Below are 23,336 nucleotides of genomic sequence, written 5' to 3'. Positions count from 1 at the left end.
CCGCCAACCTCGTCAGGCCTGGCTGCGGGCGACTTCGAGCACTGCGGCTGTGATCTGTTCCACCTCGTCGGTGGAGCAGAGATACGGCGGCATCGTGTAAACGAGGTTGCGGAATGGGCGCAGCCATACACCTGATCTGACCGCGGCATCGGTGGCGCTGCGCATGTCGACCGGACGGCCGAGTTCGACGACTCCGATGCCGCCGAGAACTCGGACGTCCTTCACACCTTGGATCGACCGTGCGTCCGCGAGTCCTCGATCGAGTCCCTCGGTCAGTCTCGCGACGTCCCGTCGCCAGTTCATCGCCAGCAGGAGTTCGGTGGACGCGACGGCGATCGCGCAGGCCAGCGGATTGCCCATGAACGTCGGCCCGTGCATCAGGCCGCCGCCCTCGCCGGCGGTGATGGCCTCAGCCATGTCAGTGGTGCACAGAGTGGCTGCCAGGCTCAAATATCCACCGGTCAGAGCTTTGCCGACGCACATGACATCCGGGCTGACGCCGACGTGGTCGGCGGCAAACAGTTCACCGGTTCGGCCGAATCCGGTCGCGATCTCGTCGAAGACGAGAAGGACGTTGTACTTGTCGCAGAGCACTCGAAGGTCGACAAGATAGGCGGGGTCGTGGAATCGCATGCCGCCGGCGCCCTGAACTACCGGTTCGACGATGACCGCAGCCAGTTCGTGGTGATGTGCCGCGAGCAATCCGTCGAGATGCCGGACGTACTCGGGGTGGTATTCGGTTGGCGGTGCGTCGGCAAAAACCTGAGCCCGGAGAACGTCGGTCCAGAGGGAGTGCATGCCGCCGTCGGGGTCGCAGACGCTCATCGGGGTGAACGTGTCGCCGTGGTACCCGCCGCGCCAGGTCATCAGGCGATTCTTCGACGGTTTCCCGAGACTGCGCCAGTACTGCAGACACATCTTGACGGCAACCTCGACGGCGACGGAACCGGAGTCGGAGAGAAATACCTTGTCGAGCCCAACCGGGGTGATATCCACGAGGAGTTGTGCGAGCTTGGCCGCGGGTTCATGCGTCAGTCCGCCGAACATGACGTGACTCATCTTGCCGAGTTGGGATACCGCGGCGGCGTCGAGAACGGGATTGCGGTAGCCGTGGATCGCAGCCCACCACGAACTCATGCCGTCGACGAGTTGGGTGCCGTCGGACAAGGTCAAGGTGGCGCCGTGTGCGCTGTCGACGACCAGTGGTTCGGTTGTTGCCGGAAACGCTCCGTACGGATGCCAGAGGTGCGCGGCATCGATCGCGGAGACAGTGGCTGATTCCAGTCCGAGTGTGTGCACACCTGCACCATAGCGACATGCTTGAACGGCGTTCAAGTATGGTCGGAAATGTGACTACCTCGTTGAACTGGCTCACTGCCGTCGAAACGGAACGCCGCGCCGCCGGATTGCGCCGTGACCTGCGCCCGCGAACTGCCGACTCGCCGCTGATCGACCTCGCGTCCAATGACTACCTCGGATTGGTTCGTCATCCCGAAGTGATCGCCGGCGCTATGGCCGCATTGGAGAAGTGGGGCGCTGGTGCCACGGGCTCGCGACTCGTGACGGGAAGTACCACCGAACACGAATTGCTCGAACTCGAACTCGCAGAGTTTGTCGGGTCCGATTCCGCCTTGGTCTTCTCGTCGGGCTATACCGCCAATCTCGGCGCGGTGACGGCATTGTCGGGACCGGGTTCGTTGATAATCTCCGACGCCGGATCGCATGCGTCGTTGGTCGACGCGTGTCGTCTCTCCCGGGCGAGGGTGGTGGTTGCTCCGCATTCCGACATCGACTTCGTCGCAGGGCAGCTCGCGTCGCGAACCGAAGAGCGGGCTCTGGTGGTCACCGATTCGGTGTTCAGCGCTGACGGCGATCTGGCCCCGCTTCGCGCGTTGCACGGCATCTGCCGCGAAAACGGTGCTTTGTTGCTGGTCGACGAGGCCCACGGCATCGGCGTCCGGGGGAGCGGTGGGCGCGGGCTGGTGCACGAAGTCGGTCTTGCCGGTGAGCCGGACGTCGTGGTGACTGCAACGTTGTCCAAGTCCCTCGCAAGTCAGGGTGGGGTTGTGTTGGGACACGGTAAGGTTCGTGCGCATTTGATCGATTCGGCCCGGACGTTCATCTTCGACACGGGGCTGGCGCCCGCAGCGGTGGGTGCCGCACGGGCAGCGCTGACGGTTCTTCGGCGGGAGCCGTCGCGCGCGAAGGACGTGTTGGACCGTGCGTCGGAACTGGCCGCGATCACCGGCGTCGGAACACCCGAATCTGCGGTCGTGTCAGTTGTTCTCGGTGATCCGCAGCGGGCGTACGACGCGGCCGCGGAGTGTCGTCGGCAGGGGTTGCACGTCGGTTGTTTCCGGCCGCCGTCGGTTCCCGAGGGTACGTCGCGTCTGCGACTCACCGCGCGCGCTTCCCTGTCCCGGGCCGACATGGACCGGATCGGCGAGATTCTCGGAAATGTTCTGGCGGAGGCTGCGGTATGAGCATTCTTGTGGTGACGGGCACGTCGACGGACGTCGGAAAGACGGTCGTGACAGCGGCATTGGCGTCGCTGGCGCTGCAGTCGGGGCGCTCGGTTGCTGTACTCAAACCGGCGCAGACCGGCGTCGAACCCGGTGAACCGGGAGATCTGGCCGAGATCGATCGTCTGACCGGCGGCGGCGTCACGTTGGCCGAATTGGCGCGGTATCCCGATCCGTTGGCGCCCGATACCGCCGCTCGGCGCAGCGGTCGTCCGTTGCTGACCATCGACGCGGTACTGGCCCGTGCCCGGGAGTTGGATGCTGCTCATGACCTGACGCTGATCGAAGGTGCCGGCGGAGTCCTGGTTCGACTGGGTGCCGGTAACTTCACGGTGCGCGATGTCGCCGCGGAGCTTGGGGCGCCTGCCGTCCTCGTTGCCGCTGCCGGGTTGGGAACGCTCAACCACTGCGCGCTGAGTGTGGAAGCATTGGCGCACAGGGGTGTTCGGTGCTCCGGTCTGGTGATCGGATCGTGGCCGGACCAACCCGGTCTGGCTGAGCGGTGCAATCGCGACGATCTGGTGTCGGTTACCGGCGTTCCGCTCCTCGGATCGCTGCCTGCCGGAAGCGGTTCACTGGGTCCGGGGGAATTTGCTCGCGTAGCGTCGAGCGAATTAGGTGAGTCGCGATCGCCTGTTGGAGTGGATTGCCTGCCGTGACATCGCAACCGAGGCATTGACGACGGTCTCGCCGAAGCGCTCGAGAACCAGTGACTGGGTTGCCGCGAGGTGCACGCGCGCCAGGCGCTCGGCTTCGGCTGATCGTCCAGCTGCGATTTCTTCGACGATGCGGCGGTGCGTGAGTACCGCTTCCTGCGCTTCGCCCTCGGACGGATACTCGCCGCGGACGGTCAGCGCCTCTGCCCAGGCTTCTTCCTGCGCGGACCACAGCGCAACATAACTGCTCACCGCGTAGCGAATGGTGGCATTCGGGGTGAAGGACACAACAAGATCGTGAAACTCGCGCGCTGCGTGCGTGAAGGCGACGCCGTCGCCGATCTTTCGCGCGGATGCGTCGATGGACGCGGTCAGTGCCGGGACTACGACGCGGTTGCGGTCTTCCCGCTTCGCGCATTCGGCGGCGCACAGCGGTTCCAGCATCTGAAGGCCGGATGCGAGGTCGCGCAACGTGACTCGTGCGGCCTGGAGGGAGAGGCCCAGGTGGTAAGCGGCTGAAACTTCGTCGGGGCGATGCACGTCGGCGCCGCCGACATTGCCGCGCCGTACCGTCACCAACCCCTCGGTCTCGAGTATGCGCAGTGCTTCCCGGATGGACGGGTAGCTGACACCGAAGTCTTTGACCAGTTGTTCCTGGGTGGCGAGCCGGTAGTTGTCGTCGGCAAGGATGTGGTCGCGAAGTTCGTCTGCAACTGTTTCTGCAATGCGGCGCTGCGGGACGCGGCCGCGCCCGCCGGTATTCACACGGGCACCTTTTTGCTCATGGGGTGAATCCTAGACGGAGAATCTCGCACCTCCAAGTATTGCTATCCTTATTAGGATTGAACTAATGTAATTCCCATGGACTTCACGATGAGTGAGGCTGCGACGGCGTTCCGAGGTGAGCTGCGCCAGCTGGTGAAGGAGCACGTTCCCGAGGACTTCCGCGGGGCCTTCACAGATGACCCGGCTGATCTTGATGTGGCCCAGCGGTTCTGCCGCATTCTTGCCGACCGTGGACTGCTGTGCATGGCATGGCCCGAGGAGTTCGGCGGCCGCGGCGCCACGGTGTGGGAGCAAACGGTGGTTCGCGAGGAGATGTGGGCGCTTCACGAACCTCGCGGCGCGCAGTACATGGGCGTCAACTGGGTGGGGCCCACCATCATGCGACACGGAACGAGCACGCAGCAGAGCCTGCATCTCCCGCCGATCGCCCGAGGCGACGTCATCTGGTGTCAAGGTTTCAGTGAGCCAGAAGCCGGTTCCGATCTGTCGTCGCTGCGTACTGCCGCTCGTCGTGACGGCGACGGTTGGCTCATTTCCGGCCAGAAGATCTGGACGTCGTACGCGACGATGGCACAGTGGTGCTTCCTGCTTGCCCGGACGTCCACCGGTGAGCGCCGGCAGCAAGGCCTGACAGTATTTCTGGTGCCGATGTCCGACCCGGGTATCGAGGTCAGGCCGATCCGCGCCATGCTCGGACCGCACCACCTCAACGAGGTGTTCTTCAACGATGTGCGGGTTACCGAAGAGAACGTGCTGGGTCAGGTGGACGAAGGCTGGAGCCTGGTTCAGGAAGTGCTTGCCTTCGAGCGCGTCGGCATCGCCCGCTACGCGCGCTGTGAACGGCTGTTGCACGACGCCGCAACCGTTCTCGGAGACAGCTGGGACAGTGTCCCGGAAGGATTGCGAAACCGGTGGGCGAGAATGCTGACCCATTGCCGGCGTGCTCGACTGCTTGCCTATCAAGTGGTCGCATTGCAGAGTGAAGGAACGGTTCGCCCGGGCGATGCCGCCGCATACCGCATCGCTGTGACCACCCTCGATCAGGACAGTGCCGAAGTGCTGACGGAACTCGCGGCCTTTGTGCACTCGTCGGACGCTGCAGCGGGTGTGGCGGTCAATAACACAGACGCGCAACGATTCTGCCGCGATGTCGAGGAACACTGGCGCTATTCGCAGGCCGCGACAGTGGCGTCGGGAAGCATCGAGATGCAGCGAATTCTCCTTGCTCGGTCACTTTTGGCGGCCGCATGAAGCTTGAATTGAGTAACGAGGCAATCGAATACGGTCGAACAGCCCTGCGGGCCTTCGAGTCTGCGGGTGGTGATCAACTAATTCAGTGGGCGGAGCGGGACCCGGCGCGCCGGGGGAGTGTTGTCGCACCGGTGTTGGCCGACCTCGGCGCGTGGGATCTCGATCCCCGCGGTGACGGGGACGAACTCGAAGCAGCGGCCGCGCTGTGCCACAGTGCGGGGTACTGGGCCGTGCCGTATCCAGTGGCTGAGCGGCTGGCGAGGCCGGTCGACCTTGCCGTCGACGGGTTGATGGTGGTTGCCGACCGCTCCCCGGCCGGACCGGTAGCCGGTATCGATCTGCGCTGGGCCGCAGTGACATTGGACGGCCGTCGTAGCTCGGTAGTCGTCCGTCCGTCGCACGCCTCGCCTCGCACAACAGCATTCGTCGCGCAGCTCGATACGGACTTCGTCGACGACAACGGCGCGAAGGATGTGGCGCTGGCGTTGCTGTTGCCCTGTTGGACGCTACTTGGAATGCTCGATCGAGCAATGGACCTGACCCGCGCGCATGTATTGCTGCGCGAGCAGTTCGGGCAACCGCTCGCGAAGCTCCAGAGTGTGCAGTTCCAACTCACTGATGCACAGGTGCAGCGCAGTGGCCTCGAGGTGCTCGCGAAGTACGCCCTGTGGAGCGTCCAGACCGATAGCAGTGAAGCGCTCGACGACGCACTTGCACTGCGGTTGGCCGCAATCGAAGCTGCCGAAATCGTGTTCCGAGTTGCCCATCAATTACACGGAGCAAGTGGCTTCTGCGACGAGACCACGCTGTCGTGGCTCTCGCGGTACAGCCTTCCTTTGCGGCGGCTACCGCTCGGCTTGTCCGCGACGGGTAGCGCATTGACGCAGCGAATCGGCCGCCGTGGCCTCACCGGATTATTCAGTGACACAGCATCTATCGGTGATACCGCATCTGTCGGTACTACACGGGAAGTGGCAACGCTGTGACCTATGACCTTCCTGATGAGCTGACCGTCCAGTGTGACGGCCCGATTCGAGTTGTCACTATCAATCGACCGGCCGAACGCAATGCCGTGAACAAACCTCTGCACTGGGCTCTGGCGAACGTGTGGAGACAGTTGGCCGCGGATCGTGAGGCGGCTGTGGTGATTCTGACCGGGGCCGGCAAAGCCTTCAGTGCCGGCGGCGATCTGGACTGGATCTGTTCGTTCCTCGACGATCCGGTTGCCAGGGACGAAAGCATCCGTGAGGGCGCAGAAGTGATCGACGAGATGCTGAGATTTCCGCTTCCCGTGATCGCCGCGGTCAACGGTCCGGCCGTCGGCCTCGGGTGCAGTGTGGCTGTGCTGTGCGACGTCGTACTGATGTCGGACACCGCCTATCTTGCCGATCCGCACGTGGCCGTCGGCCTGGTTGCCGGCGACGGCGGGGCTGCCTTCTGGCCGTTGCTCACCCCGATCATGAGATCGAGGGAGTTCCTGTACACGGGTGATCGAATCCCTGCTGCTACCGCAGTCGAGTTGGGGCTTGCGAGTCGAACCTGCGCGCCGGAGGACTTGGTCGGGGAGGCGAGACGGCTGGCGCTGCGATTGGCGGCGCAGCCGCGAGAGGCATTGCAGGGGACCAAACGCATCGTCAACATGTACCTCTCCCAAGCACTCGGTGGTCCCATGCAAGCCGGTTTTGCCGCGGAGGTTGCCACCATGACCTCTCCCGAGCATCGGCAGCGTCTTGGTGCCATGCGATCGACGGCAGTGACCCGGTGACCGTGCTCGCTGGTGGCACGCTCGACGAATTTCGCGAGAACGTGCGGGACTGGTGCCGCGCCCATGTGCCGACAGACTGGCGAGCCGAGCAGACCGGAGCGTCGGACGAGGAGTTCGTTCGGTTCCAGAAGGCGTGGATGCAGGAACTTCGCACCGCGGGTCTGGCGGTGCCGCACTGGCCGCAGGAGTGGGGCGGCGGGATGTCCACCCCGCGGCAAATCGTCTTGTATCAAGAGCTTGCAGCTCATGACGCGCCTCGCCTCGTGCTGCCGTTCGTCTCGATCCATCATGCAGCGTCGACGCTGTTCGCGGCGGGTACTGACGAACAGCGGCGTCGTCATCTACCCGCGATCCTCGACGGCGAAATCTGGTGCCAAGGTTTCTCCGAACCGGGAGCCGGATCGGACATGGCGGCACTGAAGACTGCAGCGCGACGCGACGGCGATGTCTACGTCGTCAACGGTCAGAAGCTGTGGGCGAGTGGTGCGATGCACGCGGACTGGTGCCTTCTTCTTGCCCGAACCGATCCGAACGTGCCTAAACGACAGGGTATTTCGTACTTCCTGATGGATATGAACACTCCGGGCATCGAGGTCCGGCCGATTAGGCAGGCCACCGGTGAGTCGCATTTCTGCGAGATATTTCTCGACGACGTTGTCATCCCGGCAGCCCAGCTGGTCGGACGGCCAAACGAGGGATGGCAGGTTGCGCAGGAAACGCTGGGAGCCGAACGTGGGATGACAATGCTCGAGCTTGCAGAACGCCTGGGCTCGAGCGGGTTTCGGTGGCTGGTCGAGTTGTGTTCGCGTCACCACGGTGACGCGCTGGTGGCGGACAGGCTTGCGTCATTCGAGATCGAACTGACGGGATTACGTGCGCTGTGCGCAGACTTTGCCGCCAATCCTCGGCCAGGTCCGGCGGATGCGTCGATCGTGAAGTTGTACTACAGCGAACTCCTGCAACGAATGACGGATTTCGGCGCCGACATGGCGGGCCTGTCCGCGCATACCGTGCTGCGCAAACCTCTGTCGAGTGGGTGGGAATCCGGTGCGTGGGTTCTGGACTTCATCGGCTCGTGGGAATGGACGATCCCCGGTGGAACCAGCGAAATCCAACGCACCATTATCGGCGAGCGCGGCCTTGGTCTCCCTCGCGAACCGAGAGGCCACTGATGTCGTCGTCGCTTGCAGATCTTGCCGAGGTACATACCGAACTGCGTGCAATGGTTCGTGAGATTCTGGCAAAGCCCGGTAGTGAGGCGGTGAACAGGGAGGTGGACTGGGGGCTGCTTACTCGCTCCGGTGCTGTTGGTGTCGAGGTGCAGGCGGCATTCGACGGTGCCGACGCAACATTTGTGGAGGTCGCGATCGTCCTACAGGAAATCGGTCGTGCGGCCTCGCGCAGCCGATACGGGGCTGTAGCGGCACTTGGCGTCGGAGCGCTCAACCTGCTGGAATCGCGCCCGGAACGAGATCAACTGTTGCGCGATACCGCCGCGGGGTTAACGGCTCCGATTGTTGTTCTCGGGAGTGAATCGTTGGGGGATAGCTCGTTCCGCGTCGAGCGGACTGCAGATGGTTACCAACTGAGTGGGCACGCGAGCTTTGTGCTCGATGCGAGCGCAGCGGACAGTTACCTTGTGCCTGCGCGTGAGGCTGACGGGAACCTCGTTATTGTCAACATCGATCCGCGGGCTGCTGGATTGACCGTGATGGAACAGGTAGTTCTCGATGCCACGCGCAACTTCGGGTCCGTGACAGCTTCGTGCGTGGACGTCGGCCTGGAATCGGTGTGGCGTGTGCGCGGTGATGCGTCGAATGCTCTTACCCGACTGTGTGATCGGGCTGCGGTTGCAGTGGCGTGTGACAGTCTCGGGTTGAGCGAGGCAATGTTGGAGGCGACCGTCGACTACGTCGGAGTGCGTGAGCAGTTCGGACGTCGGGTCGGTTCATTTCAGGCCGTCAAACATGCGTGTGCCGACATGCTCGTTCAGGTGACTGTTGCCAGATCTCTGGTCGCGGCGGCGGTGCGCGCTCTGGCGCAGGATACGTCGGACGCCTCCGTCGCAGCTGCAATGGCGAAGTCGTACGCTTGCTCGACCGCTGTTGATATTGCCGGGAAGGCAATGCAACTCCACGGCGGCATGGGCTACACGTGGGAGAGTGGGATACACGTCTACCTCAAACGTGCGACGCTCAATCGTTCCCTGTTCGGATCGCCGGCTGCCCACCGAACGCGGCTGGCCCAGAGGTATTTTCAGGAGTCAGGAATGTAGAGGGTGCACCGGCTGATCAAATCAGTAGATATTGATCAGCCGGTTCACGCTCACGCCTTCAAGAGTTGTGCAGCACGCTCTCGAATTTCACTGGATTTGATTTTCGCGCTGCCGGTGAGAACGATCTGGTCCTCGTCGAAGAACAGCACATGACGCGGAACCTTGTAGCTGGCGAGTCGCTCTCGCAGGAAAGCGCGAATCTCTTCTTGATTCAGGTCGGTGCCTTCGTGCGGAACGATGCAGGAAACGACGACTTCGCCAAGCGTCTCGTGCGGCACACCAACAGTGCGGGTGACCTTGACTCCGGGATGACTGAGCAGCGCCTCGTCGACTTCGAGTGGTGAGACGTTTGCGCCACCGGTCTTGATGATGTCGGTGAGGCGGCCTTCCCAGAACAGTCGGCCAAGATCGTCAAGATATCCGCCGTCGCCGGTGTGGAAGAAACCTTCGGCGTCGACGGTCTCGCTGAGTGGTGTGCCGATATATCCGAGCATCAGTGTCGGACCCTTGACGCAAATTTCGCCGCGTTCGCCGAGCGGAAGAACGGCGCCGGTGAGTGCGTCGACAACCTTGACGGTTGTTCCGGGAAGCGGCTCACCGCTGCTGCCCCCCGTCACGTCGTCCGGCGTGTTGGCCGGGAAACACGTTGAAATGGTGAAGGTTTCGGTGTTTCCGTACGCATGGCCGGGTTCGAACCATGTGGCCGTGACGCTGGGGTGACGGGCTACCGGAGTGTTGAAATCGACGTACGACAAGCTACTCAAATCCGCGCCTGTCCAGTTGGGTGCGGATTCGAACTGTGCCCATTGGTGCGGCCACGCAAACGGAAAGTTGACGTGTTCCGACTCGATGAGCCCGATTGCCTCGGCTGCGTCGAACGTCGATTGCAGTACCAATGAGCCACCGCTCGCGAAGGTCGTTCCCAGCGCCATCGCAAAATTGCCTGACCAGAAAAAACCGTTGGCCGACCAGCATCGGATGTTGTCCTCGGGGTTGAAACGATACATGCGCCGAAATCGCCACAGCTGAATGCTGACACCACGATGCGCGCTGAGAATGCCTTTGGGTTTGCTTGTCGTCCCTGACGAGAAGAACAGCACGGCAGCATCACTCGGGCGCACAGCCGCCGCGATGGATTCGATCAACCCCCTCGATTGGTCGACGCCTCGCGAGCGGAATGTGTCCCACGTGTCGATCGCCCCGATTGCTTCTCCGTCGCCGACCATGGCCAGATGCCGAAGGAAGGGGAATCGCGGCGACTGGACCGTGCCGGGCGCTGCCGTACCGAACTGTGGTTCGAGCGTGGTCAACACGTCCGCAAGGTCCTTGCCGAGTACGGTGCGCTCGAACAGCAGAACCGAGACAGCAGAATTCTCCAGCAGGTAGTCCAGTTCCGACGCAGTCGAGAACGTGCTGAGTGTGACCGCTACACCGCCGGCGAGGGCGGTGCCGAACACCGACGCAATCCACTCCGGACGGTTGGTCATCAACACGCCCACCCGGCCGTCCTTGCTCAGACCGATACCCCGCAGTGCTTGGGCGACCTCGATCGCGCGCTCCCACAATTGTGTGTAGGACCAGCGGACGACACCGTTGTCGGAGCGCATGACCAGAGCTTCGCGATCGCCGTACAGCTGCGTCACTTCCCGGAGGAAGCCGGGCAGAGTCAGCGCGCCGAGCCCTGGTTCGTCGAGCAGCGGCATTCCGCGTGCGATCGAAACACCCTGCGCGATCGAAACAGTCGGTGCATTCACATCAGTGGTCAAGGCTTGCCTCTTTCGGGTCGAGGGAGAGTCAGGAGAACGGCAGTTCGACCTCGGCCGTGCAGGACACCAGAACGTCGCCGTCCTGATTGGTCAGACGCAGCTTGATCTGGACAAGCGGTACGCCCCAGGCTGATTGAGCTTCCTTGCCGACGACCTCGGCGTCGAAGTACGTCACGTCGCCTTCGAATGCGGGTGTACGGAAGTCGGCCTTGGTATGCCGAACCATGCCGTTGTGGCCGGCCCAGTTGGCCAGGAAATCGGTGCACCAGGCGCCCATCGTCGCGCCGTAGCCGTAGGCGCGGGCCATCCCGACTTCGCTGGCCTTGTCGCTGTCGATGTGGCCGCGGGACGGGCCGACGTACAGGCCGTCACGCTTGCGCGGGTCGATCTTGGCTCCTTCTTCGTCGTAACCGAAGCCCTCCACCCAGCCTGGATCCTGGTAGACCCAGGGATCTTCGACGCCCTCGGGTGCTACCCAGTGGAATGTGCCCCAGATGTTGAACAGGAATGCGCGGTACTCGGTGGTGAAGCTTGCGATGCTGTGCGGGCCGATGACGCGTCGCTGCAGTGTGTCGCCGATCTTGACCTCGTCGAAGTGCGGCGAAACACCCATGCGGTTGGACATGAGCCATTCGTGGCGCAGGTTCTCGACCTCGATGAGTTCTGCGTTGGTCCACCGTTTGACGGCCCCGACATTGTTGTTGTACATGCCGCGCTTTGTCGCCTCGTCGGCCAGATACCGGATGGCAGTGGATCGTTCGAGTGCAACCTTGGAGCCGTGTTGGTTGGTGTGGAGTGTGTCGCCACGCGAGAACATTGTGGGACCGGCGAACTTCGTATCGGCAACTTTGTAATCGTGGAAGCGTCGTTCTTGGAACAACGTGTCGCCGGGACGTACCGGCGTTCCGTAGAACCACCATTCCTCGCCGCCGAAGATCAAGTGGCTGTTCGGAATGTGTCCGACGCACGCCGGCTGAGCTCCGTGCCCGTAGTCCAGACCTACAGCGATGGATTGCGGTGCGATCAGACCGCCGAATTTGCTGGCTCGGGCAAATTCCTCGTCCCAGTGAATCGGGTTGGGGTTGTCCATCGCCATGACCCAACGCCGCACGTCGGTGGTGCTGCACGGATCCCACAACTGCCCGCCGCCGACGGGTTGGCCCACACGGTGATCTACATCGGACAGATCGAGTTCGACGGTTTCCGGTTCGGTCAACTTCGTGTTCATCGTCTCTTGCTCCCGGTTATCGATTGACGTCGACGACGATGCGTCCACGCACCGTGCCGTCCATGAGTTTTCTTGCAGCGGTGATGGATTCGCTCAGTGTGATGTCGTGGGCGATCGACTCCAGTGCCTCGGCATCCAGATCGCGAGCGAGACGATCCCAGGTGGCCAGGCGACGAGACTTGGGTGCCATCACGCTGTCGACACCGAGCAGTGATACTCCGCGGAGAATGAACGGTGCAACCGAGCCCGGGAAATCCATCCCCTGAGCGAGGCCACAGGCGGCGACGGCACCGCCGTACCGAGTTTGCGCGCACGCGTTGGCGAGGGTGTGACTTCCCACCGAATCGACGACGCCGGCCCAGCGTTCCTTCTGCATCGGTTTGCCGGCGCTGGAGAGTTCTGCGCGGTCGATCACCGTTGTCGCGCCGAGGCTTTGGAGGTACTGCGCTTCGTCGATCTTGCCCGTCGACGCAGCGACGGTGAAGCCTGCCTTTGCCAGAAGAGCAATCGCGACGCTGCCCACTCCGCCGGATGCTCCGGTCACGAGGATTTCGCCCTGGTCGGGCGATACACCGAAGTCGATGAGAGCGTCGACGCACAGGCTGGCGGCATATCCCGCGGTACCGATAGCCATGGCCGCATGGGCGGTGAATGCAGCGGGAAGCGGTATCAACCAGTCGCCGTTCAGTCGCGCGCGCTGGGCGAGTCCGCCCCAGTGGGATTCGCCGACGCCCCAACCGTTGAGAACGACGCGATCGCCGGCTGCCCAGTCTGGGTGTGAACTCTCGCTGACTGTGCCGGCGAGGTCGATTCCGGGGACCATCGGGAACTTGCGCACTACTGGAGATGAACCGGTAATGGCGAGAGCGTCTTTGTAATTGAGAGTTGAATAGTCCACGTCGATGCTGACATTTCCGTCGGGTAGATCAGCTTCGTCGAGGCTGGTGCAGGCGACGCTCTGTCCCGTGTCGTTCTTCTCGATGACTATTGCCGAAAACATCAGAAATGAATTCCTTCCTCAACCGGTTCGGAGCGCATGCGCGTCCTCAAATCCGTGGGCGATGCACTGCAGATCGCAGTGGGTACCGCTAGTGGGCCGAACTGCCGGGACTGTACTGCGCAGTAGCTGCCGTACAGGTCTTTTCGCACAGTACTTCAATCCTATTAATGATGGCAATACTTGACATTTATGCAGCTCGGGTTGTAAATGACGAATGTCCTTGATTTGACCGCTCCAAAAGGGATAATTAGCGCAATTCGTCGGTTTTCGGCGCACATTTTCCGCTGTATGCCCGATCACCTGTCACGTTTGGTCCAAAGATTAGGTAGGTAGGGCGGTGGAAGATTCGACGTCAACTGCGGCACTACGCCACAGCCTGCTTATCGGTCTTTGCGTTTTTGTCGCGTGCCTGATCGGAACGTTCAGCAGACTTCCCGGTACCCTGGCCGTGTTCTGGCCGGCTAACGCGCTGCTGCTCGGTCTGCTTGTGCGATCACCCCGTTCGGCAACCGTTCCGACGTGGTTCGTTGCGGCGGCCGGCTATCTTTCCGCGGGTCTTGTCACTGACGGTTCCCTCGAGGCAGTTCTATGGCTCGCTGCCAGCAACATGATCGGCGTTGTCGGTGGGTTCTACGCATTTCGATGGGTGGGCGCGGAAGACCGACGACTTTCGAGTATCCGGTCGGCAGGTTACCTCGTCGCCATGACCGTGGTCGCGGCGGCGCTGACAGGATGTGTCGGAGGAGCCGCGAATGTGGAACTCTTCGGCGGCACGTGGCCGGAAGGCTGGATTCTCTGGTTCTCAGGCAACCTCGTCAACTACATGACGATTGTTCCGCTGGTGCTGACTTTTCCGTCACTTCGACCTGAGGACCGAGACCCAGAGGCGGCGTCCAGGATCCTTCGGTTGTCCGTGATTCCGGCCGCATTTCTGGCGGTGTGCATTCTGCTCGAATGGGTCGTCGGCGGCGCCGGGGCAATTGCGTTTGCCATGCCTGCTCTTGTCACCGCGGCACTACTGACCAACGTCTTTGTCACGTCACTGATGACGGCCGTTTCGACCATATGTACGTTGGTCTTGACAGCCGATGGGCATCTGGGAACAGCTGTCGAAGGTTTATCCGTGGTCAGCGTTTCCGTTCGGATCGGGTTGGCTCTGTTGGCAACTGCGCCCCTCGCAGTTGCCTGCGTGATCTATGAACGTCGATGCGCTCTCGCTGCTCTGACTGAAGCTGTGATGCTCGACGACCTGACTGGAGCGCTTCGCCGGGACGAATTCATGCGAAAGAGTATCGGCGCCGTCGAATCGCTTCAGTCCGGCCTGCCTGTCAGCGTCCTGATGATGGACCTGGACCACTTCAAGAAGGTCAACGACACCTTGGGCCATCGGACCGGGGACACAGTTCTTGTTGCCTTTGCGGATCAAGTGCGGCGCCATCTCGATGAAACAGCACTGTTCGCACGCCTGGGCGGTGAGGAGTTTGCCGTTCTGCTGATCGACACGGATCTCGACGAGGCAACGGAAACTGCGGAAACAATTCGGGTGGCACAGCAGGAGCAATCGAGGACAACGCTCGGAGAACTCGGCCCGACTGTCAGTATCGGTGTGGCGTGTTCACCGTCCGGTGACGCGGACGTGGCCGGCATGATCGATTGCGCCGACGAAGCGCTGTATCTGGCAAAGAAGTTCGACCGTAACTGCACCGTGTCCCTGACTGCGCGAAGTTGACGACCGCCAGAAGTTAGTGACTGCCGGAAGCTGATCGGCTCTTCGGGATATCCCGGAAGGCGATGTTCTGCTCGTGCGTGCGTTCGCGCGGCATACCGAGTACTCGCTCGCTGATGGCGTTTCGAGCCATTTCGGTGGTCCCGCCGGCAATGCACCACACCTGTTGTCCGAGGTAGTCCGTGGCGCAGTCGCCGACGGTACCGTCGTCGTCGTCCCACGCGACTCCGGCAGGTCCGGTGAATTCGTAGATGATCGTCACCAGGCGGGTAGACATCAAACCTGCCATCAATCGGGCGATACTCGCGGCCTGATCGGACATTGCACCGGTGGTGATGCCCTGGACAACTCGATGCTGCAGTGCATTGTTGGCCAGTTCCAGCATGCGTGCCTCACCGATGAGGTCGCGGCTGACGGGGTCGTTCAATCGTCCAGCATCGCGCGCGACGGCAAGGAGTTCCGGCATCTTGGTTCCTCGTTGTGTGCTTCCCGCTGCCATGGTCGCGTAGGGCGAGTTCGACAGCATCCGTTCGTGGAACATCCAGCGGGTGCCGACGGTCCAACCGTCGTTGATCTCGCCGATACGGTCGCTGTCCGGAACGCTGACGTCGGTCATGAACTCCTGACAGAATTCGCGCGAACCGCTGAGCAACTCGATGCGGTTGACTTCCATGCCGCTGCGATCGAGCGGCACCATGAACACGCTCAGACCCCGATGCTTGGGGACGTCCCAGTTGGTTCTGGCAAGACAGAGCGCCCAATCGGACCACCAGGCGCCGGTAGTCCAGATCTTCGATCCGTTCAGTACCCAATCTTCGCCGTCGCGAACAGCGGTGGTGACCGCGCCGGCGACGTCGGAGCCGCCGCTGGGCTCGGAGAGCATTTGCATCCAGATCTCCTCGCCCTTCAAGATGGCAGGGATGTGGCGTTGCTTCTGCTCTTCGGTGCCGAATTCGAGAAGCACTGCAGCGCAGGGCACAAAGGTCGGAGACTGTAGACGTTCGGCGTACTTGTAACCGGCGAGTTCCTCGTTCAATGCCCGCTGGTGAGCGTGGGTGAGGCCTTGCCCGCCGTACTCCTGAGGGAAGCAGATCCCGGCAAGTCCCGCATCGAACAGCCGTCGCTGCAGTGCGCGTTGCTCCGCGACGTCGGCGAGTTCATCCTCGTCGGGTCCTTCGGCGCGCATGACACCGATGTTTGCCTTCGGGTCGCTGGGGCCGAGGTTGTTTCGGATCCAGGTGCGGGCGCGCGTGCGAAACTGTTCGACCGATTCCCTGTCGACGACGGTCTGGGGTGCCTGGGTGCTCAACGGTTGCTCTCCTGACGTACGGCGATGGCGGCGATCAATTGGCGGTGCTCTGCGGGAGTGCCGTAACTGGCGCGATTAGCTGCGGCCCGACGCATGAACAGGTGTAGATCGTGCTCGAATGTGACGCCGATTCCGCCGTGGATCTGCACACAATCCTGGAGTAGCTCGCCGCCGCGATCACCGATGTATGCGTGTGCGGCGCTGGTGAGTTCAGCGGCGTCCGAGCTTCCCACCGCAACTGCGGCGGCGGCAGCGTCGGCGAGGCCGTGGCTGGCTTCGAGCCAGGTCTTCATGTCTGCGAAGCGGTGCTTGAGTTCTTGGTACGACGCCAGGGGGCGTCCGAACGAGTATCGGTCGAATGCCCACGCCACGGTGAGGTCGAATGCTGCTTGCATCGCACCGACGGATTCGGCGCAGCCGAGCACGATGGCGAGTTGCCGACCACGCTCGACATCACGAGTCGCATCGAGAGTGTCTCCGATCATCGCGCTCAGGGGGAGACGTACGTTGTCGAACGTCACCTCGGCGTAGCGCCGTGTCAGATCGATTGATCGCAACGGTTTTACGTGAACGCCGGGCGTGTTGACGGGCACCAGGACCTGCGCGACGGAGTCGCCGCTCTGGCTGGTGACCAGAAGGATATCGGCGGTTTGGGCAGCTTCGACGGGGCGTTTTGTGCCGGACACAACGACGTCGGCGCCCTCGACTCGAATCTCCAGTGGGGGAGTGCTCACAAGACTGTTCGCTTGTGGTTGCGTGAAACACCATGCTGCGGTAGAAGTTCCGGAAAGAAGTTCCGCAAGAACTTTGCCCGTGGTTTCGCTGGGGTAGTTGTTGAGAAGTGCGGCAACGACGTTGGTCGGGATGAGTGGGCCAGGCGCGGCGGTACGGCCGAACTCGTACGCGATCAGTGTGAGGTCGATCAGTCCGCGTTCGCTGATTGTGCCCCCGCCGTGCTTTTCGTCAACCAGGAGGCTGGTCCAGCCGAGTTCTGCTCCGCGCCGCCAGTATTCGGAGTCGAAGCCGGCGGGGTTGTCACGCAGAAGACGCACAGCTGAGCTGGGCACCTGCGTGCTCAGGAATCGCGCTGTGGTGTCCCGGAAGAACTCCTGGTCGGGGGTTAGCTCCAACAACATGTTCGCCCTCTCGCCCTGCGGTTAGAATCGCAATAAGAGTATGAAACTCTTGATTTTGAGAATAGCATTTACAACGTGGAAATTAAAGAATCGAACTGAAGATCAGCGCAGGTGCTCGGACGCTCAGCGCGCCGTCCAGCCGCCGTCGACGACTATCGTCTGGCCGGTCACGTAGCGTCCCGCGTCACTTGCGAGCCAGAGAACAGCGCCGACAATGTCGTGCGGTGTCCCTTCCTGGGGAAGTGGAGTGTTTCGCCGTAGATACTCCGCCGACCGGTCATTGGCGTAGAGCTGATCAGTGATTTCACTCCGGAAGAATCCGGGAGCAACGGTGTTCACCCGGATGGAGTGCCGCGCCCACTGCACCGCGAGTTCTGCGGTGAGTCCTGACAATCCGGCCTTACTCGCGGCGTACGACGCCTGCGGGATACCCGGTATTCCCACCCGGCCGCTGATGGACGAGATGTTGACGACAGCGCCGCGGCCGATGGACTGCATGTGAGGAAAAGTGGCCTGCGCCAACAAGAACGGAGCGATCAGGTTCAGGTCCAAGGTCTTGCGGACGGCGTCGAGCGGCTCGGATTCCGCTCGTTCGTAGGTGAACATGCTGCCTGCGGCGTTGATCAGAATCTCCGGCGGGCCAAGGCTTTCGATCACGGCGGGCACAACAGACTCGACCTGGCCGGGGTCGGAGAGATCGCACGCGATAGCAGTGCCATTGATCCGTTCGGCGAGCTCGACGAGTTTGTCGCGCCGGCGAGCGACGACGGCAACTCGGGCACCGAGTGAGGCAAGGGCCTCGGCTATGGCGGCTCCGAGGCCTGACGAAGCGCCGGTCACGATGGCTATCCGGCCGTCCAGACCGAACATCCGTGCCGCGGTATCGCCGTGCGTTGTCACCGCAGACCTCGCTGCGGTGCCCCGACGACGGAAGCGGTGAGGTCGGCGAGTCCGGCGCGCTGAATTTTTCCCATGGCATTGACCGGCAGTGCGTCAACCTGTGACCAGAACTCCGGAACCTTGTACGGGGACAGCTCGCCTCGGCAGAGTTCGGCAAGGACGCTGAACTCCACTGGAGGCCCGACACTTTCGACAACGGCGGCAACCCGCTGCCCGAGCCGGTCGTCCGGCACCGGATATACGGCGACCTTCGCGACATCGGGGTGCGTCGCGATGACTCGTTCCACTTCGAGTGGGTAGACGTTTGCGCCACCACGAATGATGACCAATTTCTGGCGATCCAGAACTGTCAGCCAACCGTCGGCGTCGACGGTTCCGATATCCCCGGTAGCGAGTGGTCCGGGTTCAGTCGGACTGACACCGCCGTGCTCCCACTGGCCGAGCATCGGCGTCCACGAGCCCGCCCACGGACCGGAGCTTGCCGCGCACACACGTAGTTCACCCAATTCTCCTGCAGGTAGCGGGCTTCCGTCTTCGCCGTACGCTGCAACCTCGTACTGCGGCAGCACCTGCCCGCTGGTCCGGGGGTGCCATTCGCGCCCGGGAGGATCGATCGATACGACGGTCGGTGCTTCCGTCAGGCCGTACGTGACGCGGGGGACGAGGCCGTGTGCGTCGGCGAATGCCTGGCGCAGTCCGTCCGGTGTGTCGCCGCCACCGCACCAGATCTCCTGGAGTGAACTGAGGTCGACGTCGGGGCGCCGCGCGAGGTCGTACAGCTGCGCGGGCGCACCGTTCCACACTGTGACACGCCGTGAGGCGATCCATTCGGCAACCCCGTCGACGTCGCGACGGTTCATCACGACTGAGCACCCGCCGGCCTGGGCGGTGAGCAGCGTCGACAGGACCATGAGATTGAGAATGGTGAGCGGGAAACTGTCGCCCTTGCGTAGTTCGGGCCCCCATTCTCTGGTCGCGCACAGGACGGCGCCGGGGAGAAGTAGGTTTCGCTGACTGTGTACCACAGCTTTGGGTTGGCCCGAAGTGCCACTGGTGAAAGCGATTCCGGCTGGAGCGTCGATATCCAACTCAATCGAAGGGGCGGTCTCGTCGCGCCCGCACAACTCTGCCCACTGCGCCTCGCTGACGCAGTCGCTGGTGTCCAGCCGACAGTTCGGTCCGGCCAGGACGACGCTCGGCCGGCACAGAGTTTGTATATCTTTCTGCTCACGGGGCGACAGTGCTTCGCCGATTCCCACCCAGATCGCACCGATCCGCTGTGCGCCGTGAAATGCCGCGACGATGCCCAGATCGTTGGGCAGGCACGCGGCGACACGATCGCCTGGTCGCACGCCCAGTGACCACAGCGCTCCGGCACAGCGCCTCGCCTGAGTGTCGAGTTCGGCATAGGACCAGATACCGGATGCGGCTTCCACGGCCGAGGCCTGCGGGTTTGCCGCCAGTGCCGCATCGAGCACCGTCGCTATCGTGCCGAGGTCGGCGGTGTCGTTGGAATTCTTCACCACTAACTAATACCACTATCCTTGTAAGGATTCACCTGATAGCGTCGAATCGTTCTGAAGAAAAGTGGAGGTTCATTCTGATGAAGCACTCGGGTCCGTTGACCGGGGTTCGGATCGTCGATCTCACGGCGATGGTGATGGGTCCCTACTGCACACAGATCATGGCCGACATGGGGGCTGATGTTCTCAAGATCGAAAGCCCTGCCGGCGACAACACCCGCTACATTTCGGTGGGTCCGGAACCGGGGTTGGGCGGTGTGTTTGTCAACGTGAATCGTGGAAAGCGCAGCGTGGTACTGGATCTGCGAACCGATGAGGGTTCAGACGCACTGCGTGACCTGATTGCCGATGCGGATGTATTCATCCATTCCATGCGCGGCGCGGCAATCGCAAAACTTGGTTTCGGCTACGGCGACGTGGCCGCCATCAATCCGTCGATCGTGTACACCAACTGTTACGGATACGGGCGCCGCGGGCCGGATGCCGATTTGACAGCCTACGACGACACAATTCAGGCCGAATGCGGATTACCGCACGCGCAGGAACAGTTGACCGGCGAGAGTGGTTATGTCGGAACCATTATCGCGGACAAGGTTGCCGGCCTCACCGCCGTGTACGCCACCACGATGGCCCTCTTTCACCGCGAACGCACGGGAGAAGGCCAGGAGGTGGAGGTTGCCATGTTCGAGACGATGGCAGCATTCATGCTGGTCGAACATGCAAACGGGGCACTGTTCACACCGGCACTTGGACCGGCGGTGTATCCCCGTGCAGTGGCACCGAATCGGAAACCGTACCGGACCAAAGACGGCGAGATTTCGGCCCTGGTGTACAACGACAAGCAATGGGCGGCTTTCGTCGACGCAGTCGATCCACCCTGGGCAGGTGTACATCTCGCGACTCTCGAACAACGTGCCCGTCAGATCGACACGGTGTACGCGCGACTGGGTGAAACGTTCCTCGAACGCACGACGCAGGAATGGCTGGATCTGCTCCGATCTCACGATATTCCGGCCGCTCCGGTGAGGACGCTGGACGAGTTGCTGAACAACGAGCACCTCGATGCCGTGAACTTTTTCGAAGATGTCGATACTCCCTACGGCCCAGTGCGTTTCCCTGGTCCGCCGACCTGGTTCTCGCGCACACCCGGTCGCGTTGCTGGGCCGGCTCCTCGACTCGGTGAGCACACCGAGGAAGTCCTGAATGAGGTCGGTCGAGCGTGGAGTTGAATCGGTTCCTGAATTGGGGAGACCGCATTGTCATCGGTCAGGCGTGCGGCGAACCTACGACGTTGATCGAAGCTCTGATCGATCAGGGTGCGGCCATTGGCGGCCTGTCGGCGTTTGTCGCAACGAGTTTCTCGGGAGTCTTCAATGCCGAAGCAAGTGAGAGTTTTTCGCTCTCCAGTATGGGGGCGATCGGAACGCTGCGATCGCTGGCCAAAGCGCATAAGCTCAGTGTGATCCCGTGCCATGTCAGTCAAGTTGCACCGATGATCGAGGCCGGGTTGATCGGGTGCGACGTTGCCTTCGTGCAAGTCAGCGCTGCGGACCGCGGCGGCAATCACAGTTTCGGCTTGATCAGTGACTACGTTCAGGCGGCTGTGGCTCGGGCTCGCGTTGTCGTGGCAGAAGTGAACGATCAAGTCCCGTTCACGTGCGGGGAACTGCTGCCGGCAGCGAAAATCGATTACGCCATCCATGTGTCCAGACCTCCAGTTACCCTGGCGCCGGCAATAATTGGACCGACCGATCATGCTATTGCCGAACATGCCGCTGCGTATATCGAGGACGGTTCGGTCATTCAGGTCGGGATCGGAGCTGTGCCGGATGCACTGCTTCGGCTGATTCGAGACCGGAAAGATCTGGGTGTTCATTCGGGAATGGTGGGCGACGGCCTCGTTGATCTGGTGGAGTCGGGCACTGTGACCAATGCACGCAAGCGTATCGACAGGGGAGTGTCCATCACCGGCGCACTCATCGGCAGCAAGGAACTGTACGCGTACGCGCACCGAAACCCGGCGATACGTATGTGCGCGACTTCGTACACACACGACGCGGCAGTTCTGGCTCAGCTCGACAAACTGGTGACAGTCAATTCCGCACTGGAAGTCGATCTCACGGGGCAGGTCAATGCCGAGCAAAGCGGTTCGGCGTATCTCGGTGGCACGGGCGGTCAGGTGGACTTCGTCCGGGCCGGTTCGCGTTCACCGGGTGGTCACGCGATCATGGCTCTCCCCGCCACGGCCAAGGGAGGAACCGTCAGCAGGATTACCGCGCAGTTGTCCGGGCCTGTCACGACGGCGCGTAGTGACATCGATGTTGTGGTCACCGAATTCGGTGCGGCCGAACTGCGAGGACAGAACCTCGCAGAACGGGCACAACGTTTGATCAATATTGCCCATCCGGATTTTCGCGAAGATTTGATGCGCGAAGCACACGCAATCAAGCAGAGGGGATTCTGATGAATGGCGGTGCGTTCTCGAATGACGCTGTTTTGTCGAATGACGCTGTTTTGTCGAAGGATGCCGTGTTGTTCGATGCGCGTGACGACGGTATCGCCGTCATCACGCTGAACCGACCGGAGACCCGTAACTGTCTCGATCGGGACGTGCGAGAGGGATTACGTGACGCCTGGAACCGATTTGAACATGATCACGCGTTGCGGGTAGCGATCCTCACCGGTTCCGGGGACGAAACATTCTGTGCAGGTGGAGATCTCAAAGAGATGGTAAACACCGCAATGGCAGTGCCGCCGCGCGATATGTTTGCACTTCCCTACGACACAGTCGAACTCTCGAAACCCACCATCGCCGCGGTCAACGGGGTTGCCTATGCAGGTGGGTGGATGATTGCCCAGGCCTGTGACTTATGTGTCGCCAGTACCACCGCGAAGTTTGCCGTGACGGAGGTCAAGGTAGGGAGAAGCTCTCCGTGGGCGTCGCCGCTGATTCATATGATTCCGCAGCGCATCATGATGGAAATCCTGCTCACCGGTAAGCCGATATCTTCTGCGCGCGCCTACGAGATCGGTCTGGTCAACCGACTTGCCGAGCCTGCGGATCTGATGGCTACGGCTCTGGACCTGGCAACCGAAATACTCTCCGGTGCACCACTTTCTGTCAAAGCGGCGAGGGAAACTGTGATGCTGTCGACGGACATGGGTCGTTCGGCCGCACTGAAGGCCGCGCGCCACGTGTCCGAGTATTGCTACAACAGCGACGACGCGCAGGAAGGGCCGGCTGCATTTGCCGAAAAGCGTCGCCCGCAGTGGACGGGAAGTTGACGGGCTCCTGTGACTGTTGACCCTCGCAATGTGACAATGTGGGGGGAACGAAACGTGCCCGGTATGTCCCTTGAATCGAATATATGTTCGAGTATAATTGAGTCAGGGTGGGGAGGCCTTGATGACTACGTTGAGCGATTTCGTTTCGGTGGGGGATGTTGTAGCCGGTTCGGCTGTGGGTGTGCGCGGCAGGTTGTGGCGTTTGCGT

20 protein-coding genes are annotated in these 23,336 nt (G+C 62.0%); 11 read left to right on the top strand and 9 right to left on the bottom strand.

The genetic code is table 11. The features are described 5' to 3' along the window. Nucleotides 1-12: 12 nt before the first annotated feature. The gene (locus V2B23_RS17865; protein WP_430951592.1) at nt 13-1,299 is read right to left on the bottom strand and encodes an adenosylmethionine--8-amino-7-oxononanoate transaminase; all 1,287 of its coding nucleotides are present in this window, start codon (nt 1,297-1,299) and stop codon (nt 13-15) included. 38 nt (nt 1,300-1,337) lie between these two features. Between V2B23_RS17865 and V2B23_RS17860 the strand changes: the two genes are divergently transcribed. Both V2B23_RS17860 and bioD read left to right on the top strand, forming a co-directional pair. Then, nucleotides 1,338-2,483, top strand: coding sequence for an 8-amino-7-oxononanoate synthase (locus V2B23_RS17860; protein WP_430951945.1), 1,146 nt, complete (start codon nt 1,338-1,340; stop codon nt 2,481-2,483). Beyond that, the gene (gene bioD / locus V2B23_RS17855; protein ID WP_430951591.1) at nt 2,480-3,181 is read left to right on the top strand and encodes a dethiobiotin synthase; all 702 of its coding nucleotides are present in this window, start codon (nt 2,480-2,482) and stop codon (nt 3,179-3,181) included. The genes V2B23_RS17860 and bioD overlap by 4 nt, the downstream gene beginning before the upstream one ends. On the opposite strand, the gene V2B23_RS17850 is transcribed toward bioD, so the two are convergent. Then, the gene (locus V2B23_RS17850) at nt 3,137-3,943 is read right to left on the bottom strand and encodes a FadR/GntR family transcriptional regulator (RefSeq protein WP_430951590.1); all 807 of its coding nucleotides are present in this window, start codon (nt 3,941-3,943) and stop codon (nt 3,137-3,139) included. The genes bioD and V2B23_RS17850 overlap by 45 nt on opposite strands. 96 nt (nt 3,944-4,039) lie before the next feature. Between V2B23_RS17850 and V2B23_RS17845 the strand changes: the two genes are divergently transcribed. Genes V2B23_RS17845 through V2B23_RS17825 form a run of 5 tightly spaced genes read left to right on the top strand, consistent with a single transcriptional unit; the run spans nt 4,040 to nt 9,255 of the window. Continuing rightward, the gene (locus V2B23_RS17845) at nt 4,040-5,215 is read left to right on the top strand and encodes an acyl-CoA dehydrogenase family protein (RefSeq protein ID WP_430951589.1); all 1,176 of its coding nucleotides are present in this window, start codon (nt 4,040-4,042) and stop codon (nt 5,213-5,215) included. Then, nucleotides 5,212-6,201, top strand: coding sequence for an acyl-CoA dehydrogenase family protein (locus tag V2B23_RS17840; protein WP_430951588.1), 990 nt, complete (start codon nt 5,212-5,214; stop codon nt 6,199-6,201). Before V2B23_RS17845 ends, V2B23_RS17840 begins: the two co-directional genes overlap by 4 nt. Beyond that, nucleotides 6,198-6,980, top strand: coding sequence for an enoyl-CoA hydratase/isomerase family protein (locus V2B23_RS17835; RefSeq protein ID WP_430951587.1), 783 nt, complete (start codon nt 6,198-6,200; stop codon nt 6,978-6,980). The genes V2B23_RS17840 and V2B23_RS17835 overlap by 4 nt, the downstream gene beginning before the upstream one ends. Beyond that, a complete protein-coding gene (locus tag V2B23_RS17830) occupies nt 6,977-8,152 on the top strand; it encodes an acyl-CoA dehydrogenase family protein (protein WP_430951586.1) in 1,176 nt (391 codons plus the stop codon). Before V2B23_RS17835 ends, V2B23_RS17830 begins: the two co-directional genes overlap by 4 nt. Beyond that, a complete protein-coding gene (locus V2B23_RS17825; RefSeq protein WP_430951585.1) occupies nt 8,152-9,255 on the top strand; it encodes an acyl-CoA dehydrogenase family protein in 1,104 nt (367 codons plus the stop codon). Before V2B23_RS17830 ends, V2B23_RS17825 begins: the two co-directional genes overlap by 1 nt. A 50-nt stretch (nt 9,256-9,305) precedes the next feature. On the opposite strand, the gene V2B23_RS17820 is transcribed toward V2B23_RS17825, so the two are convergent. The 3 genes from V2B23_RS17820 to V2B23_RS17810 are packed head-to-tail and all read right to left on the bottom strand — an operon-like array spanning nt 9,306 to nt 13,249. After that, nucleotides 9,306-11,021, bottom strand: coding sequence for a class I adenylate-forming enzyme family protein (locus tag V2B23_RS17820; RefSeq protein ID WP_430951584.1), 1,716 nt, complete (start codon nt 11,019-11,021; stop codon nt 9,306-9,308). 28 nt (nt 11,022-11,049) lie between these two features. Next, nucleotides 11,050-12,249, bottom strand: coding sequence for an FAS1-like dehydratase domain-containing protein (locus tag V2B23_RS17815; protein WP_430951583.1), 1,200 nt, complete (start codon nt 12,247-12,249; stop codon nt 11,050-11,052). A 16-nt stretch (nt 12,250-12,265) separates the two neighbouring features. After that, nucleotides 12,266-13,249: an MDR family oxidoreductase gene (locus V2B23_RS17810; protein ID WP_430951582.1), complete on the bottom strand. Its 984-nt coding sequence runs from the start codon at nt 13,247-13,249 to the stop codon at nt 12,266-12,268. 337 nt (nt 13,250-13,586) lie between these two features. Here V2B23_RS17810 and V2B23_RS17805 point away from each other — a divergent pair, with 337 nt between their 5' ends. After that, nucleotides 13,587-14,978, top strand: coding sequence for a diguanylate cyclase (locus tag V2B23_RS17805; RefSeq protein ID WP_430951581.1), 1,392 nt, complete (start codon nt 13,587-13,589; stop codon nt 14,976-14,978). A gap of 13 nt (nt 14,979-14,991) precedes the next feature. On the opposite strand, the gene V2B23_RS17800 is transcribed toward V2B23_RS17805, so the two are convergent. From V2B23_RS17800 to V2B23_RS17785, 4 genes are all read right to left on the bottom strand, one after another. Continuing rightward, nucleotides 14,992-16,284 carry an acyl-CoA dehydrogenase family protein gene (locus tag V2B23_RS17800; protein ID WP_430951580.1) on the bottom strand — a complete coding sequence of 431 codons (1,293 nt, stop codon included), beginning with the start codon at nt 16,282-16,284 and terminating at the stop codon, nt 14,992-14,994. After that, on the bottom strand, nt 16,281-17,420 hold the full coding sequence (locus tag V2B23_RS17795) for an acyl-CoA dehydrogenase family protein (protein ID WP_430951579.1): 1,140 nt from the start codon (nt 17,418-17,420) through the stop codon (nt 16,281-16,283). Before V2B23_RS17795 ends, V2B23_RS17800 begins: the two co-directional genes overlap by 4 nt. A gap of 123 nt (nt 17,421-17,543) precedes the next feature. Continuing rightward, nucleotides 17,544-18,320 carry an SDR family NAD(P)-dependent oxidoreductase gene (locus V2B23_RS17790; RefSeq protein WP_430951578.1) on the bottom strand — a complete coding sequence of 259 codons (777 nt, stop codon included), beginning with the start codon at nt 18,318-18,320 and terminating at the stop codon, nt 17,544-17,546. Next, complete coding sequence (locus V2B23_RS17785) at nt 18,317-19,843, bottom strand: class I adenylate-forming enzyme family protein (protein ID WP_430951577.1); 1,527 nt, start codon at nt 19,841-19,843, stop codon at nt 18,317-18,319. Before V2B23_RS17785 ends, V2B23_RS17790 begins: the two co-directional genes overlap by 4 nt. Nucleotides 19,844-19,923: 80 nt before the next feature. Here V2B23_RS17785 and V2B23_RS17780 point away from each other — a divergent pair, with 80 nt between their 5' ends. From V2B23_RS17780 to V2B23_RS17770, 3 genes are read left to right on the top strand one after another with little or no spacing between them, the layout of a single operon-like run. Beyond that, a complete protein-coding gene (locus V2B23_RS17780) occupies nt 19,924-21,072 on the top strand; it encodes a CaiB/BaiF CoA transferase family protein (RefSeq protein ID WP_430951576.1) in 1,149 nt (382 codons plus the stop codon). Further along, entirely contained in the window at nt 21,063-22,307 is a 1,245-nt protein-coding gene (locus tag V2B23_RS17775) for an acetyl-CoA hydrolase/transferase family protein (protein ID WP_430951575.1), read from the top strand. The genes V2B23_RS17780 and V2B23_RS17775 overlap by 10 nt, the downstream gene beginning before the upstream one ends. After that, nucleotides 22,307-23,128 carry an enoyl-CoA hydratase/isomerase family protein gene (locus V2B23_RS17770; protein ID WP_430951574.1) on the top strand — a complete coding sequence of 274 codons (822 nt, stop codon included), beginning with the start codon at nt 22,307-22,309 and terminating at the stop codon, nt 23,126-23,128. Before V2B23_RS17775 ends, V2B23_RS17770 begins: the two co-directional genes overlap by 1 nt. Nucleotides 23,129-23,336: the final 208 nt, after the last annotated feature.

Source organism: Rhodococcus sp. 24CO, assembly GCF_050586165.1.
Taxonomy (GTDB): Bacteria; Actinomycetota; Actinomycetes; order Mycobacteriales; family Mycobacteriaceae; genus Rhodococcus_F.
The sequence above is the reverse complement of the archived record's forward strand: the minus strand, read 5'-3'. Positions and strand labels throughout refer to the sequence as shown.